The sequence below is a fragment of the Bacillus cereus group sp. BfR-BA-01524 genome, assembly GCF_022662595.1.
Classification (GTDB): domain Bacteria; phylum Bacillota; class Bacilli; order Bacillales; family Bacillaceae_G; genus Bacillus_A; species Bacillus_A thuringiensis_S.
Map to the genome: position 1 here is coordinate 1 of NZ_JAKUDW010000122.1, position 15220 is coordinate 15220.

Here is a 15220-nt window from a genome sequence, read left to right on the forward strand (position 1 = left end):
AAAAAAACTGAAGATAAAAAGCCTGAAAATACAGCTACTGGGTCAAGCGACTACTCTAAGCTGATTTCCTATATGGAAAAAGAAACAGGTGGTAAAACAAAAGTTCTTTTTGAAAATAAAGAACCACAAGTCTATAAAGCTGAAGATGTTTCAGTATCAATGAATAGTTACACATTAGTTGAATTAAATGGATTCCATACAAACTTCGATATTCCGTTTAATCGTCAAACAGAAGGCGGAGTTATTCTTGTGAACTACAGCGTAAAAAATAGTTCAGCTAAAGATATTTATTATATGCCAGCATTGGACATGTCATTTACTGGCGCGCAGAAAGCATATAGTAACTATAAAGATTTAATTCCAAAAGAAGATCAGCTCCCAACTAAACTTGCTCCAACGAATGATTACTTAGTAAAAGCAGGAGAAACTATTTCTGGTTATATCGCTTATCCATTCGGAAAAGATGATCTAGCGAAAATTTCAAGTCTCTCAACAGTCTCAGTCTCAGTCCCAACTGCACAAGCTAATAAAGGAAAATTTGATGCTCCAATCGGAAATCCTGGAAGCTTTTCATTAAGTTTAAACAAACAGGGTGCTGAAAAAGTTGCAACAGATAATACTTTCTACCAAGATAAAGCTACAGCTAATAACATGGGCGATAAAAAAATGGTAAAAGAGAAATCAAGTATTAATAACAACCAAGAATTAGGCGCTGTTAATGTTACATTAGACGGATACCAATTCACTCAATTCACACCAAATTCTGTCGAAGCTCCACGCTTTGCAAATTTTAAAAACGGTCTCGTTCTATTAACAGTAAAATTCAAGCTTGATAACAAAGATGTTCAAGACGTTTCACTATCTCCTATAAGCTCTACATTAAGAGTGAATGATGGTACACAATATACGATTAATGAAGGTATGCTATTAAATTATGACTATAATGCTTCAGTCAAAACAGGAACATCTGGAGAGTTACTACAAGTATATATTTTAGATCAAGAGCAGTATGAAAAGATTTGGAAAGACAAAAGCTTTGAGATTGAGTTAGGACCTATGAGAAATAAAGAAGCTAAAGATATTTCACAAGGTAAAAAAGTTAAATTTACATTACCTAAATAAGTTACTAAGTATATATTAGAAAAGGCATATAACATATGATTGTTATATGCCTTTTCTATTTGTATAAAGAACAAAACTTTAATTTAAGTGTATACATTTACCATTACCTATCCGTTGTATAAGTGTAGGGAGGAAAAATGATGGGAAAAGAAAATATATTGACCTCCTATCTTATCAATTTAGGAGAGGAAGTGTTCAAACTACTATTAGCGAAAGGGGCTATAAAAGAAGATGCAGAAGACATCATCCAAAATACTTTCTATAAAGTATACACGTTACTAGATAACCTAACCGAGAGTAACATTCGTCCGTGGTTTTTTAGGGTCGCATTAAATGAATACATTGATTTAAAACGAAAAAAAGAACAGCAAAACATCTACTTAACTGAAGAAATCTATTCAAAACTACAGTATACAGACCGAAAATTGGATGCAGTTTTAAATAAAGATGAGATTTTCCATTTATTAAAAGATATAAAACTAGAATACAAAGAAGCCTTCTTTTTAAAATATTATTACGATTTTACATACGAAGAAATCGCTCTAATACTAGATATTCAAGTAAACAGCGTCAAACAAAAGTTACATCGTGCACGTAAAGCAATTCACTCAGAAATAGGAGGAAAACCTTAATGGATACTTCTTTAAAAGATGCATTAAAAAAAGCTAAAAGAAAACAGTTACTTAAAATTATCATTACTTCTGTTATCGTTGTAATCATGCTGATTCCTATAATGTACAAGGTTGGCAATTACTTCGCAGCGAAAAGCTCTACGAAGCTTCACGAACATCTCTTTTTACATAACGCAATTGCAGAACCGAATGTGCAAATTGATTCTCAAGTAACGAGTAATTCATCTATGTTTGGCGGCAATATTATATCAAACCGTTCCAAAAATGTTAACGGTTATGTAGTCCCATGGAACACATTAACAAGCTCTTATGGTTGGTTCCTGACTCATATTGACTTCAATGAGTTAACGCCTGGTTTTTATTGGTCCAGGTCCAATGCAGAATTTTATGAGTACGATAAACAAACAAAGAATAAATTTGCGACATTTTATAACCCGAATATTAAAGATTATCATGATGGTGTCCAAAATGAATTAGGTGAAGTTTCACAAATGAACAACTATGTTGCCGAAGTTGCTATCTCTTTCAATCAACCTTATACATTAAAAGAAATTCAAACAAAAATACCAGATAACTTAAATATCGTATGGCTATATATGACCTCACCCATTGGAGATGAAAGTAAAGGACCTGCCGGTATGCCCGTTTACGGATTCAATCCAGACAAATCTCCTGAAAAAGCGTACAAAGAGTTCGTTGATTCACTTAACCAATACGATGACGATGGACATGACGAAGATATCCAGAAGTTTTTAAAAGCAAACAAAAACAAACCATTCGATCAAGTGAAAATTTTAGGTGTTATGCTAACAGGAAAAACGGAAAACTTTAAGGCGTTAGAAAATCAAGACTTTATTCGTGCTGCTTCTGTAGGGGTGACTGCGCAAATTGTTCCTTATATAAAACCGGAGAAATAATAGTAATGCCCAGATATGCTAAAAAAACTAAATGAATCTGTTTACTATGGGAGCTCTCTACTAAAATAGATAGCTCCCATACCACATTTATTCTTCACCTTCCAAAAATAAACTTCAAAATACTTTATGTACAATTTTACAAATAAAAAATCATAAATTTGTTCACATTATATCCATTGTGAATCTTTTCACAATGGATATATAATAAACTTGTAAATACAATATTGGAGGGATTTCAATGGTTATCAATTTTTTAAGAACTGATAAACGTGCTACTTTCATATTATTATTATTACGGCTTTACATAGGATATACATGGCTCGCTGCTGGGATAGGCAAAGTCTTCGGACAATCTTTTGACGCAAGTGGTTTTCTAAAGGGCGCTATTGCTCAAGCATCAGGTGACCACCCTGCAGTACAAAATTGGTGGGCAGATTTTCTTCAACATTTTGTTCTTCCAAACGCAGACCTATTTAGCTTTTTAGTTCAATGGGGAGAAATTTTAGTAGGTCTAGGTTTAATTTTAGGCGGATTAACAAAAACAGCTGCATTTTTCGGAATCATAATGAATCTTTCATTTTTATTAAGCGGAACTGTTAGTGTAAACCCAAACCTGCTTATTTTGACTATGTTCATTTTAGTTGCAGGGCAGAACGCTGGACGTATTGGATTAGATGGCTATGTTTTCCCTAAACTTTTCCGTAAAAACAACCACGGAACATATAAATTAAGTAAAACTGCGTAGTAACAGTTTACTTTTAAAATATAAATAAGAAAAAGAGCCTATAGGCTCTTTTTCTTATTTATCCTAATTTAAACTTTTAACGAGCCACGAAAACCTCTGGCAGCATAGTAAGAGTCTGCTCCATTGTGGTACACGAAAACATGACCGAAGCGATAATCGCAAAATAGAGCACCACCGAGTTCTCGAATATCTGAAGGTGTTTGTACCCAACTTGATGATTTCATGTCAAAATCGCCAAGTTGTTGCAATTCCCGATATTGTTCTTCTGTTAATAGTTCAATGCCCATAGCATTGGCAACATCAATAACGTTATTTTCTGGTTTATGTTTTTTTCTTGATTCTAACGCCTCAAGATCATAACAAAGACTTCTGCGGCCTTTAGGACTCTCCTTTGAACAATCATAGAAAGTATATTTGTCCTTTTCTTCATCATAACCGACAACATCCGGCTCACCGCCAGTTACTTCCATTTCGTTAAGTGACCACAATTTTTCATTATTAGTAGTCAGCTTCGTTTCAACTTTAGCCCATTCAAGACCTTCATGGCGGTTCATGTTTTTCTCAAAACGAGCTTGCAATACTTTCAATAACTCTTCACGTTTTTCTACTAGTAATTCATTTTTATTTCCTGTCATATTAGTCCTCCCTGATGTGTGTACTGATAGTAGTTTAAGTATATATTTTATAATAAATCATCTCAATATGAAGACTGTTTCAACCTTATGTATATCCTGTACAAATATCCATTATAAAGTCCTAAAACCCTCCATACTCTCTCCAAGAATATAGTGTGAAAACCACATCAAATTCTGTTGCATAATAGCTACATTCATTCCCGGCTGATTAGGACTATATGCCATTCCTTTAAATATAATTAATTCTGTATCAACTTCCATACCCCTTAATCCTTGATATAGCTCATATGCATTTGCAGTCGGAATTCTTGCATCTTTTTCACCATGTTGGATTAAGGTAGGAGTACAGGCCGATTTAATATATGTCATTGGTGATGTTTTCGTATATATTTCTGGATCATTCCATGGATTATCCCCTAAATACATCCTAATAAAGTAAGGAATATCTGTATTTACATAATGAGTGCGCCAATTAGTAATTCCACCACCAACTGAAATAGCTTTAAATCTACTGCTAAATGTAGAACAGAAAGCTGATATATATCCTCCGTTACTCCATCCCATAACTCCTACTCTATCTGTATCTACTATCCCTTGATCAACTAGTTTATCCACCCCTGATATAACATCATCGTAGTCAGCGATTCCCTGTTTTCTATAGTTTGCTTTTAAGAATTCATTACCATAACCAGAACTTCCTCTGTAGTTTGGCTCTAAAACGATAAAGCCTTTTTCGATAAACTGTTCAATCGGATATTTCTCATTGAAACAGTCTGAAAATATCGGAAAGGATGCCCAAGCCGGCCCACCGTGAATTACTACTAATAAAGGATATTTTTTATTAGTGTCAAACTCTACGGGGGTTGATATAACACCCTCTATTTCAAGACCATCACTACTTTTCCATGAGATGACTTCCCTCTTACTTTTAAGCTTCCCTTCGAAAAAGCTATTCTCATCCGTTATTTTTTTATCATCCAAATAGATTTCAAAGGTTTCATTTGTTATAGCCTTATTATAGGTTATATGATTTCCATCCTTTGTTATAGAGGCATCCATTATAAAGCCATCTACTTTGTCGCTTAATGCTTCCACAGTGCCACCTTCAGCTAGTAATCCAATACGATAATTCGTTTTATCCTGCCATCTAATTAAAATGCCTTTAGCTGTCCACTGTAATGGCGTAACCGTACTATCAAAATTTGTTAGAGGCTGAATTACCTCTCCAGTATTCATATCATATATCTCTACTATACTTTCTTGTATATGGTTTCTATAGTAATCCTTCTCTCTTATGCTTGCTGAGTAACAGATTTTGCTGCCCTCTGGAGAAAAACAAACGCTCCCGCCCAACAACTTATCTACATTCATCTGTTGTAGTTCCCTAGCTTCAACATCTAATATGTATAGATCACCATTCATATGATCGTTTAGGCTTGGTGTAGCCATAAATACAACCTTTGCCCCATCATCTGAAATATCAAATCCATGGATATAAAAATCCTTACCCTCAGTTAATTGATAAACACCACTAACCCCTTGTTCCTCTTTATCATTTTGTATCACTTTTTCTATTTCAATGTAATATAAACAATTATTCTGATGTTCCTTGCCTACATGTTGGAAATTTCCATATTGTTCCTTACGTTTCTTTATTTCCTCACATTCTTTTGATTGTGCAACATAATAAAAACCTTTACCCGTAGGATCCCATTTGAATGTACTGATCCCTTCTTCCTCATCAGTAATTTGCACCCCACCATAACCATCTAGTGACTTAATAAAGATTTGATTTTTCCCATTACCAACAGGGCTAAGGTATGCAATATCCCTAGAACTTGGAGACCATGACGGGCATGTACTATCTATATCCTCATTTGTTAATGGATAACTCTGCCCCTTATCTTTTTCATATACCCATACATGGTTTCTATATGTATTGTCTTTCCAGTTAGTCGTCTTCTTAACAAACGCTACGTTGTTGCCATCATCACTTATATTTGTACTTGTTAAGGCCGGTAATGAAATAATCTCTTCTATACTTAAATATGTTTTTTCATTCACTTTCATCAATATACCCCCTTGTAATGTCCATGAATCTATCGTCTCTTCTTGTCATAATAAAAAAAATCGGTCACGAATACTTAAAAAGATAACGGAAAATTCAGATAAATAAAAGTAGTTCTATTCCAAATCAGATAAAATAAGACTTTCATTAGTCGGGTTCTTTCCATCTCCCACTATCCACTTATCAATTTTAGATGTTCTTTTTCGACACAAAAATACCCCTTTAGATAAAATATCTAAAGGGGTACAAATTTGTAAATTTATTTTAAAGCTATAACTATATTTATTAACCTACCAATCTCCTACTCAACCGTAACAGACTTAGCTAAGTTACGTGGCTTATCAACATCACACTCGCGGTGAAGTGCTGCGTAGTATGAGATAAGTTGGAATGGAATAACTGCTACTAGCGGTGCTAGTGCTTCGTGTACAGCTGGTAATACGAAGCTGTCTCCTTCCATTTCTAAGCCTTTCATTGAGATGATACATGGGTTAGCTCCGCGTGCTACTACTTCTTTCACGTTACCACGAATTCCAAGGTTTACGTGCTCTTGTGTAGCAAGTGCGATAACTGGTGTACCATTTTCGATTAAAGCGATTGTACCGTGTTTTAACTCTCCTCCAGCAAATCCTTCTGCTTGGATGTAAGAGATTTCTTTTAGTTTTAACGCACCTTCTAATCCTACGTAGAAGTCTACGCTACGTCCGATGAAGAAACAGTTACGCGTTGTCGCTAAAAATTGTTTTGCTAATGCGTCCATTTCTTCTTTTTGATCACAAAGTTCTATCATTGCATTTGCTACAAGTCCTAGTTCGTGTGTTAAATCGAAATCAAGAACTTCACCTTTTGCTTTAGCAATATCAGCTGCTAAAATTGAAAGTACTGCAAGCTGTGCTGTGTAAGCTTTCGTTGATGCAACTGCAATTTCTGGTCCAGCGTATAACGGAAGTGTATAATCAGCTTCACGAGAAAGCGTAGAACCAGGCACGTTTGTAATTGTTAATGCTTTATGACCCATTTCATTTGTTTGTACAAGTACTGCACGGCTATCAGCTGTTTCACCACTTTGTGAAATGTAAATGAAGAATGGTCTTTCTGTTAATAATGGCATGTTGTAAGAGAATTCACTTGCTACATGCACTTCAACTGGCATTTTTGCAAACTTCTCGATAAATTGTTTTCCAACAAGACCTGCATGATAACTCGTTCCACATGCAATGATGTAAATACGATCGCTATCTAAAATCGCATTGCGGATGTCTTGATTTAATTCAATTTCGCCATTTTCATCTTGATACTTTTGAATTATATTACGGATTACAAGTGGTTGCTCATCGATTTCTTTAAGCATGAAGTGAGGATATGTTCCCTTTTCAATATCACTTGCGTCTAATTCCGCTGTAAACGGTGCACGTTCAATCGTTTCACCTTGTAAGTTTTTAATTGTAATACTTTCTTTCGTTACGATTACGATTTCTTTATCCATTAACTCAATAAATTGATCTGTAACTTGTAACATCGCCATAGCGTCGCTTGCCACAACATTAAAGTTGTCACCAACACCTACTAATAGCGGGCTTTTGTTTTTAGCAACATAAATCATGTTTGGATTTTCAGCATCAAGTAATCCGATTGCATAAGAGCCATGTAAAAGAGATAGCGTATTACGGAACGCTTCTTCTACACTTAATCCTGTGCTCACTTGTTGTTCCATAAGCTGTACGATAATCTCTGTATCTGTTTCACTTACGAACGTTACATCTTGTAAATATTCCTTTTTCACTAATTCATAGTTTTCAATTACACCGTTATGAACTAGTGTAAAGCGTTTTGATGTACTTTGATGCGGATGCGCGTTTACTTTACTTGGAACACCGTGTGTAGCCCAGCGTGTGTGTCCGATACCTACGCTTGCTGCTACGTTCTCATCTACGATTTCACGAAGTTTTGCGATACGGCCTTTTTCTTTGTATACAACAACACCGTTCTCTGCTTGTACTGCAATACCTGCTGAATCATATCCACGATATTCTAGCTTTTCTAAACCTTTTAATAAAATTTCCTTTGCATCTTGCTCTCCAATAAATCCTACGATTCCACACATGTTTAGTCGCCGTTACAAATGCTTACACTGCTCTGCGAACATGTAACGACATAGTCCGATACCATTTTTATTTATACTAAAAAACGGATTACATATTGCTAGCCCTGTAAGCTTGTAACGGCTTTCACCTTCCTCTCGATTGGGTTTAAGTCCGTATATACTTATACAGCTAGTTTTCATCCGTTCCTCTTCTCTCATCACACTTTCACCTTTGTCCACTAAGTCACCTTAATGATTTAAGTAAAAGTTTGCGGTTGTGATGAACAACCGGGAGTCATCCGCCGAAATCTCGATAAACCCCACCTCGTCAACTACACTATTTGTAGTTCTGGCGCTTTTATAATTTACAATATTTCCTTTGAGAAAAAGAACAAGACCATCTTATAACAAACATGGATAAACCGTCAATGAAATTTTTTTCATCGTCTATAAAACATATGAAAAAGGAGCACTTTTTGTGCTCCTTTTTCATATAAATTCAGCTAATTATTCAGCGCCAACTTCGGCTTTCACCACTTCTACAATGCGGTGTACATATGCATCACAAACTTCTTGTGTTGGTGCTTCTGCCATTACACGAATAAGTGGCTCTGTTCCGGATGGACGAACAAGAATACGGCCATCACCGTTCATTTCTTCCTCTACAACACGAATAATTTCTTTAATTTTTTCATTTTCTAATGCTAATTTTTTATCTGTTACACGAACGTTTACTAGCAATTGTGGGAATTTCGTCATTTCTCCTGCAAGCTCAGATAATGATTTTTTCGTCATTTTCATGATGTTTACAAGTTGAAGTGCACTTAACATTCCGTCACCAGTTGTAATGTAATCAAGTAAGATAATATGGCCTGATTGTTCTCCACCTAAGTTGTAACCACCGCGTTTCATCTCTTCCATTACATAGCGGTCACCAACTGCTGTTTTATCACTTGTAATATTGTTTGCTTCAAGTGCTTTGTAGAAACCTAAGTTACTCATAACAGTTGAAACAACTGTATTATGTTTTAATTGACCAGTTTCTTTCATGTACTTCGCACAAATAAACATAATTTGATCACCGTCAACGATGTTTCCTTTTTCGTCTACAGCAATTAAACGGTCGCCATCGCCATCAAAAGCAAGTCCGATATCCGCACCTTTTTCTTTTACTAATTCAGCTAATACTTCTGGATGTGTAGATCCTACACCTTCGTTAATATTCATACCGTTCGGTGAAGTTCCCATTGTTGAAATGTCAGCTTCTAGGTCTGCAAATAAGTATGGAGCTAGAGAAGAAGTTGCACCATGTGCACAATCTAAAGCGATATGTAGACCAGAGAAATCTTCTTCAACAGTTTGTTTAATGTACTGTAAATATTTTTGTCCACCTTCAAAGTAATCGCTCACTTGTCCAAGATTAGTACCTGTTGGACGTGGTAGTTCATCAACTTCTTTGTCTAATAAAGCTTCAATTTCAGCTTCTTGCTCATCTGTTAATTTAAAACCGTCTGAACCAAAGAATTTAATACCGTTATCTTGTACTGGATTATGAGATGCAGAAATCATAACACCCGCTTGTGCGTCTAGTGCTTTTGTTAAATAAGCAACGCCCGGTGTAGAAATAACGCCAAGGCGCATTACTTCTGCTCCAGTTGATAATAGACCTGCTACTAAAGCTCCTTCTAACATATGGCCAGATACACGTGTATCACGACCGATAATTACTTTTGGACGATCTGTATCTTTTGTTAATACATAACCGCCAAAACGCCCAATTTTGAAAGCTAATTCAGGTGTTAACTCCTTATTTGCAACTCCGCGTACTCCATCTGTACCAAAATATTTACCCATTATGATTCGCTCCTTTTTCTTGCTCTTTTTGATTATGGTTATCTACTGTTGGTTCTTGACTAGTTTCTTTATCTTTATCTTGATTTTGGTTTTGATTATTTTCCTGTTCCTTTTCTGGATTAGGTTCAGGATTTTTTGGTTTCTCAGTTTGATTTTCTTGATTGGTGTTTGAATCCGGTTCTTGACCGTTACCCTGTACTTCTTTATCTGGTTTTTCTTTTTTCACAATAGTAACTTTAGCATTTTTTTGCTTTGACTCTATTGAAATATTACCAGGACCACTCACTTGAATGGAAATATCTTTCGTCCCTGGAGATATATTTTGCAAATTAATTACCGCTGTTATTTGAGCAGCTGTTATTTTATCTACTATACTTGCTTCTCCTGAAATATCAACACTTATCTTTCCATCTTGCGGCGAAAGTAACTGAGCAGTAACATCTTTAGAAAGTCCATTTTTTTGGATTGGGATACCATCAATCGTTTTTGTTTTCGTTTGTTTTGTTTTTTGCACTCCCACCGAAACTTTCACTTGATTCGGTTTTGCGCTTGTTACACCCTTGGGTAATAAAACAGAGGCATCGAATGTTGTAGACTCTGTCAATTGACTAAGATCTACTTCGACCCCCTCTATCGATTGTATATTATCCAAAATATCTTTTGGACCTGCTATCGTTACTTCTTTTGGCTCAACACTAATATTTGTAATTGCCAATCCTTCTGCTAAACTCCCCTTTTTCGTATATGTTATAGGAACAGTTTTTTCAGTATTATTGGCTGTAGTTTGCGTTGTCACATTCAACGTTACACTAATCTTAGATGGACTTGTTCTTACATTTAAACGTTTTCCTTCTTTATTGTATAATGTAACTTCGGGCGTTTTTGTAACAGTTTTATTAACACCTTTTAAATCAACATACGCTTTGGCAGATGAAATACTTTCAATTTCTTCTTTCGTCCCAACTACCTCAACAGTATCCGGTTTAAGGTTTGATTTTTCGAGAGTAGCTCCCGCTGGCATCTGATCCTCATTTGATAATTTCAAATCTACATGAACATATTTTCTCGCCTTTTCATGAAGAGTAACTTTAATTGTTGATGGCTGAACTGTTCCTTTCACATCATCTGGAAGCCCGTTCGTTTTTAAAGAAACTTCATAAGTTCCTTTTGCACTATCTCGCAAATCAATTGTTATGTCAAATTGTTTTTTTGCTTTTGCTGTAGCAACTGCTGCTTTTGGGCCCTCTAACTTCACTTTAACGCCCTCTGACGGAATACCACTTACAATATATTTCTCTTCATCATACTTAACCTTAATACCATAATTAGTTAATGTTTCTTTCGCATCATTCGCGAAAGGTACTATACCTGATGTCGTATTTTTTTCAGTTAACGTCGCTGACATAAAAAGCATACACGCCAATAGTAATGAGATCCCTTTTAAAAACCAATGATTCTCCATTAACTTATCCATGACGCTTTCTCCTCCAATTCCATAAAGACGAAGAAGTCGTTTTTTCGTTTCCACTAAATTCAGCTAATAACATATCCTTCAGCTGTTCTGTCTTCAAGTCACGATGCAACTTGCCATTTTTCGTTAAAGAAATTTGACCAGTTTCTTCCGACACAACTACTGTAATACTATCAGTGACTTCACTAACTCCCATTGCAGCACGATGTCTAGTTCCTAATTCTTTAGAAATAAACGGACTTTCTGATAATGGAAGATAGCATGCTGCTGCTTTAATTGTACTTCCTTGCATAATTACTGCTCCGTCATGAAGAGGTGTATTTGGAATAAAAATATTAATAAGTAGTTCCGATGATACGTTTGCATTCAGCGGAATACCCGTTTCCACATAATCACCCATACCGGTCTCTTTTGACAAAGTAATTAATGCACCAATTCTACGTTTTCCCATATATTCGGTTGCTTTTGCTATCGCTGTTGCAACCATCTCAGGTTCATCATCCTCATGAGTTCCAACACGCGAAAATAAACTCCCGCGTCCTAGCTGCTCAAGTGCTCTTCGCAATTCTGGCTGAAAGATAATAATAACGGCTAAAAATCCCCACGTTAATACTTGTTCAGTTAGCCAATATAGCGTATGCAATTCAAGGAAAATACTGATCATCCGAACGACAATAATAACTGTAATCCCTTTTAAAAGTTGAACAGCCTTCGTCCCTCGGATTATGAGAATTAGCTTATATATAATAAACCATACAACGGCAATATCTAATACCGTACTAAGATATTTCAAAATGGTCGTATCTTCAAAAGGCATGCTAACCCTTCCTCCTACTTACGAGCAATTCTATCCATATATTGAAATATTGTTTTATGCTCTATCTGTATGTATTTCCAACAACTAGTTAATTATACCATACATGAAACAAACAACAATTACAAACAACCCCCTTTAACTCAAATTGGTAAGATGTCAAACATTATTATCGTACAGTATAATATAAGTCATTATTATACGCCTATTTTCAAATAAAAAAAGCAACTTCTCAGTTGCTTTTCTTACATTTATTTTAGTTTTTCACCGAATAAAGAACCCATTAAAGCAACTGCTGTTGTTGCTGTTCTATTTCTCTCATCTAAAATCGTATTTACCTCAACAAATTCAGCAGATGTGATAATATCAGCTTCTGCTAACATTTCCATCGCTAAGTGGCTTTCACGATAAGATAGACCGCCAATTACAGGCGTTCCAACACCTGGTGCATCATGAGGATCAAGACCATCTAAATCTAATGACAAGTGGACACCATCAGTATGAGATAAATATGCGATCGTTTCTTCCATAACAGCCGTCATCCCCATACGATCAATCTCATGCATTGAGAATACTTTAATACCTTCATTGCGAATGAAGTCTTTTTCTCCTTCATCCAACGCACGTGCACCGATAATTACAACATTCTCTTTTTTCACCTTTGGATATGCTCCGTATAAATCTACAAGTGAAGAATGTCCATAACCTAAACTTGCAGCAAGTGACATACCGTGAATATTTCCAGATGGTGAAGTTTCCTCTGTATTTAAATCACCGTGTGCATCATACCAAATAACACCTAAGTTTTTATAATGTTTGGCTACACCAGCTAATGTACCGATAGCAATACTATGGTCACCACCTAATACAAGTGGAAAACGACCTTCTTCTATAATATGATCCACCTTACTTGCTAATTCGTTACATACAGTTGCAACTTGTGTAAGGTTTCTTAATTTTGTATTCGCATCTACTTCTTTTTCTCTCTCTATACATATATCTCCCATATCTTTAACGTCATATCCAATTTCTTCAATTCTTTCAATTACCCCTGCATAACGGATCGCGCTCGGTCCCATATCAACTCCACGACGCATCTGTCCTAAATCCATTGGAACTCCAATAACTGAGATTTCTTTTTTCATAGATAGTATCCCCCTTTTATGCCTTCACTAAATATTTTAAATCTTTTATATAGTCTGACTCAACTCGACATTTTTTTGTATGGATATACAATTTATTCACTTATATTCACGTTGAAAATCAAATTCCAAGACTATTCTATGTATAAAGTTAACTTAATGAAACAATCGCAATCACTATTATTAAATAATAATAATAAAACACCCCTACATTTAGAAGTGTTTTTCTGACGCTATTTTCCATACTGCTGCAATATTCTTCGTTGTCATTTCAATATTTTCTTCTGCTACTTTATATGCTTCTTCTAGTGTCATCGGTCTCGTTGTAATACTAAATACCGCATCTATTCCTTTCTCGTACACAGCTGGATAATCAGATGATACAGACCCTCCAATAGCAATTACAGGTACAGATAAACGTTTCGCACGCCCCGCAACACCAACAGGAGCCTTTCCATATGCAGTTTGTTCATCTATTCTACCTTCACCAGTTATAATGAGAGTTGCACCTTCTATATGTTCATCGAAATTTGTATAATCCAATACAATTTCAATGCCCCTCCGCAAATCTCCCTTTAACACTGAACTAACAGCCGCTCCCATTCCTCCCGCTGCTCCTGCACCAGGTATTCCAGATACATCAGAAGATACATATCTTTTAAGGATATTCGCATAATGTTTTAAATTTTCATCTAACTCTTTCATCATCTCTACATTCGCACCCTTTTGTCTCCCAAATACGAAAGATGCTCCCTGCATTCCGACTAATGGATTATCCACATCACATGCCGCTTCTATCTTTATCCCCTTTAAGCGTGGGTCCATTTGTGAAAAATCAATAGCAACAATCGAATGTAACGTACCTCCAGATGGATCTATCACTTCACCCTTGTCATTTATAAATCTTACTCCTAAAGCTGCTAACATGCCTGCCCCACCATCATTTGTAGCACTTCCTCCAAGTCCTAAAATTATGTACTCCGCCCCTTGATTTAGCGCATGTAATATAAGTTCTCCTGTTCCTTTTGTCGTTGTAATAAGTGGGTTTCGCTTTTCAACTGGCACGTGCTGTAATCCTGATGCTGCTGCCATTTCAATAAACGCTGTCTTTTTATCTTTAGACATGCCATAAAAAGCTTGTACACTTTCTCTAAGCGGTCCTGTCACACTAATTGATATAATTCTCCCCCCTGTAGCATCAACAAGCGATTCAACCGTCCCTTCTCCTCCATCTCCAATCGGTATTTTCACATACTTTGCATTAGGAAAAATTGCTCTAAAACCTCTTTCAATAGCTTCACATACTTCTATAGCTTTTAGGCTTTCTTTATATGAATCAGATGCAATAACAACTTTCACAATTATCCCTCATCCCTTATTTTTACGTTTTCTTCATTTTAAACGATAAATATAAAAGTTGTCTTTTTAAACACAAAAAAGCTTACATCATATGATGTAAGCTTTTTCTATTTAGATGGAGCCTAGCGGGATCGAACCGCTGACCTCCTGCGTGCAAGGCAGGCGCTCTCCCAGCTGAGCTAAGGCCCCTTAGTAATAAAGCGGAAGACGGGATTCGAACCCGCGACCCCAACCTTGGCAAGGTTGTATTCTACCACTGAACTACTTCCGCGAAAATGGTGAGCCATGAAGGATTCGAACCTTCGACCCTCTGATTAAAAGTCAGATGCTCTACCAACTGAGCTAATGGCTCGTAAATGGCTGGGCTAGCTGGATTCG

Annotated in this window: 13 protein-coding genes and 3 tRNA genes; 4 read left to right on the top strand and 12 right to left on the bottom strand. The window is 36.0% G+C overall.

Features of this window, described 5'->3' with window-relative positions:
• From MR170_RS26945 to MR170_RS26960, 4 genes are all read left to right on the top strand, one after another.
• The coding region (locus MR170_RS26945; RefSeq protein ID WP_242310063.1) for a DUF5068 domain-containing protein at positions 1-1122 on the top strand (1122 nt) is incomplete at its 5' end.
• A 140-nt stretch (positions 1123-1262) separates the two neighbouring features.
• Positions 1263-1754 carry an RNA polymerase sigma factor gene (locus MR170_RS26950; RefSeq protein ID WP_242310065.1) on the top strand — a complete coding sequence of 164 codons (492 nt, stop codon included), beginning with the start codon at positions 1263-1265 and terminating at the stop codon, positions 1752-1754.
• Positions 1754-2671, top strand: a complete 918-nt coding sequence (locus MR170_RS26955; protein WP_242310066.1) for a sigma factor regulator N-terminal domain-containing protein — start codon at positions 1754-1756, stop codon at positions 2669-2671. Before MR170_RS26950 ends, MR170_RS26955 begins: the two co-directional genes overlap by 1 nt.
• A 238-nt stretch (positions 2672-2909) precedes the next feature.
• Complete coding sequence (locus MR170_RS26960) at positions 2910-3416, top strand: DoxX family membrane protein (protein ID WP_064472704.1); 507 nt, start codon at positions 2910-2912, stop codon at positions 3414-3416.
• A gap of 68 nt (positions 3417-3484) precedes the next feature.
• Here MR170_RS26960 and MR170_RS26965 read toward each other — a convergent pair whose 3' ends face one another.
• The 12 genes from MR170_RS26965 to MR170_RS27020 form a co-directional block, all read right to left on the bottom strand.
• Complete coding sequence (locus tag MR170_RS26965; RefSeq protein ID WP_242310069.1) at positions 3485-4051, bottom strand: DUF4256 domain-containing protein; 567 nt, start codon at positions 4049-4051, stop codon at positions 3485-3487.
• Between the two features lie 111 nt (positions 4052-4162).
• Complete coding sequence (locus MR170_RS26970) at positions 4163-6121, bottom strand: S9 family peptidase (protein WP_242310071.1); 1959 nt, start codon at positions 6119-6121, stop codon at positions 4163-4165.
• Between the two features lie 299 nt (positions 6122-6420).
• Complete coding sequence (glmS, locus tag MR170_RS26975) at positions 6421-8223, bottom strand: glutamine--fructose-6-phosphate transaminase (isomerizing) (RefSeq protein WP_016084009.1); 1803 nt, start codon at positions 8221-8223, stop codon at positions 6421-6423.
• A gap of 12 nt (positions 8224-8235) precedes the next feature.
• Positions 8236-8421, bottom strand: a complete 186-nt coding sequence (locus MR170_RS26980; protein ID WP_001206405.1) for a hypothetical protein — start codon at positions 8419-8421, stop codon at positions 8236-8238.
• Positions 8422-8709: 288 nt separating this feature from the next.
• Entirely contained in the window at positions 8710-10056 is a 1347-nt protein-coding gene (gene glmM / locus MR170_RS26985; protein ID WP_029441429.1) for a phosphoglucosamine mutase, read from the bottom strand.
• Entirely contained in the window at positions 10049-11530 is a 1482-nt protein-coding gene (locus tag MR170_RS26990) for a CdaR family protein (protein ID WP_242310074.1), read from the bottom strand. The genes glmM and MR170_RS26990 overlap by 8 nt, the downstream gene beginning before the upstream one ends.
• Entirely contained in the window at positions 11523-12344 is an 822-nt protein-coding gene (gene cdaA, locus MR170_RS26995) for a diadenylate cyclase CdaA (protein WP_016084011.1), read from the bottom strand. Before cdaA ends, MR170_RS26990 begins: the two co-directional genes overlap by 8 nt.
• 248 nt (positions 12345-12592) lie before the next feature.
• A complete protein-coding gene (gene rocF, locus MR170_RS27000) occupies positions 12593-13486 on the bottom strand; it encodes an arginase (RefSeq protein WP_242310076.1) in 894 nt (297 codons plus the stop codon).
• Between the two features lie 210 nt (positions 13487-13696).
• Entirely contained in the window at positions 13697-14842 is a 1146-nt protein-coding gene (locus tag MR170_RS27005; protein WP_242310079.1) for a glycerate kinase, read from the bottom strand.
• A 116-nt stretch (positions 14843-14958) separates the two neighbouring features.
• A tRNA-Ala gene (locus MR170_RS27010) sits at positions 14959-15031 on the bottom strand.
• 10 nt (positions 15032-15041) lie between these two features.
• Positions 15042-15113, bottom strand: a tRNA-Gly gene (locus MR170_RS27015).
• 5 nt (positions 15114-15118) lie between these two features.
• Positions 15119-15194 (bottom strand) — tRNA-Lys (locus MR170_RS27020).
• Between the last annotated feature and the right edge of the window lie 26 nt (positions 15195-15220).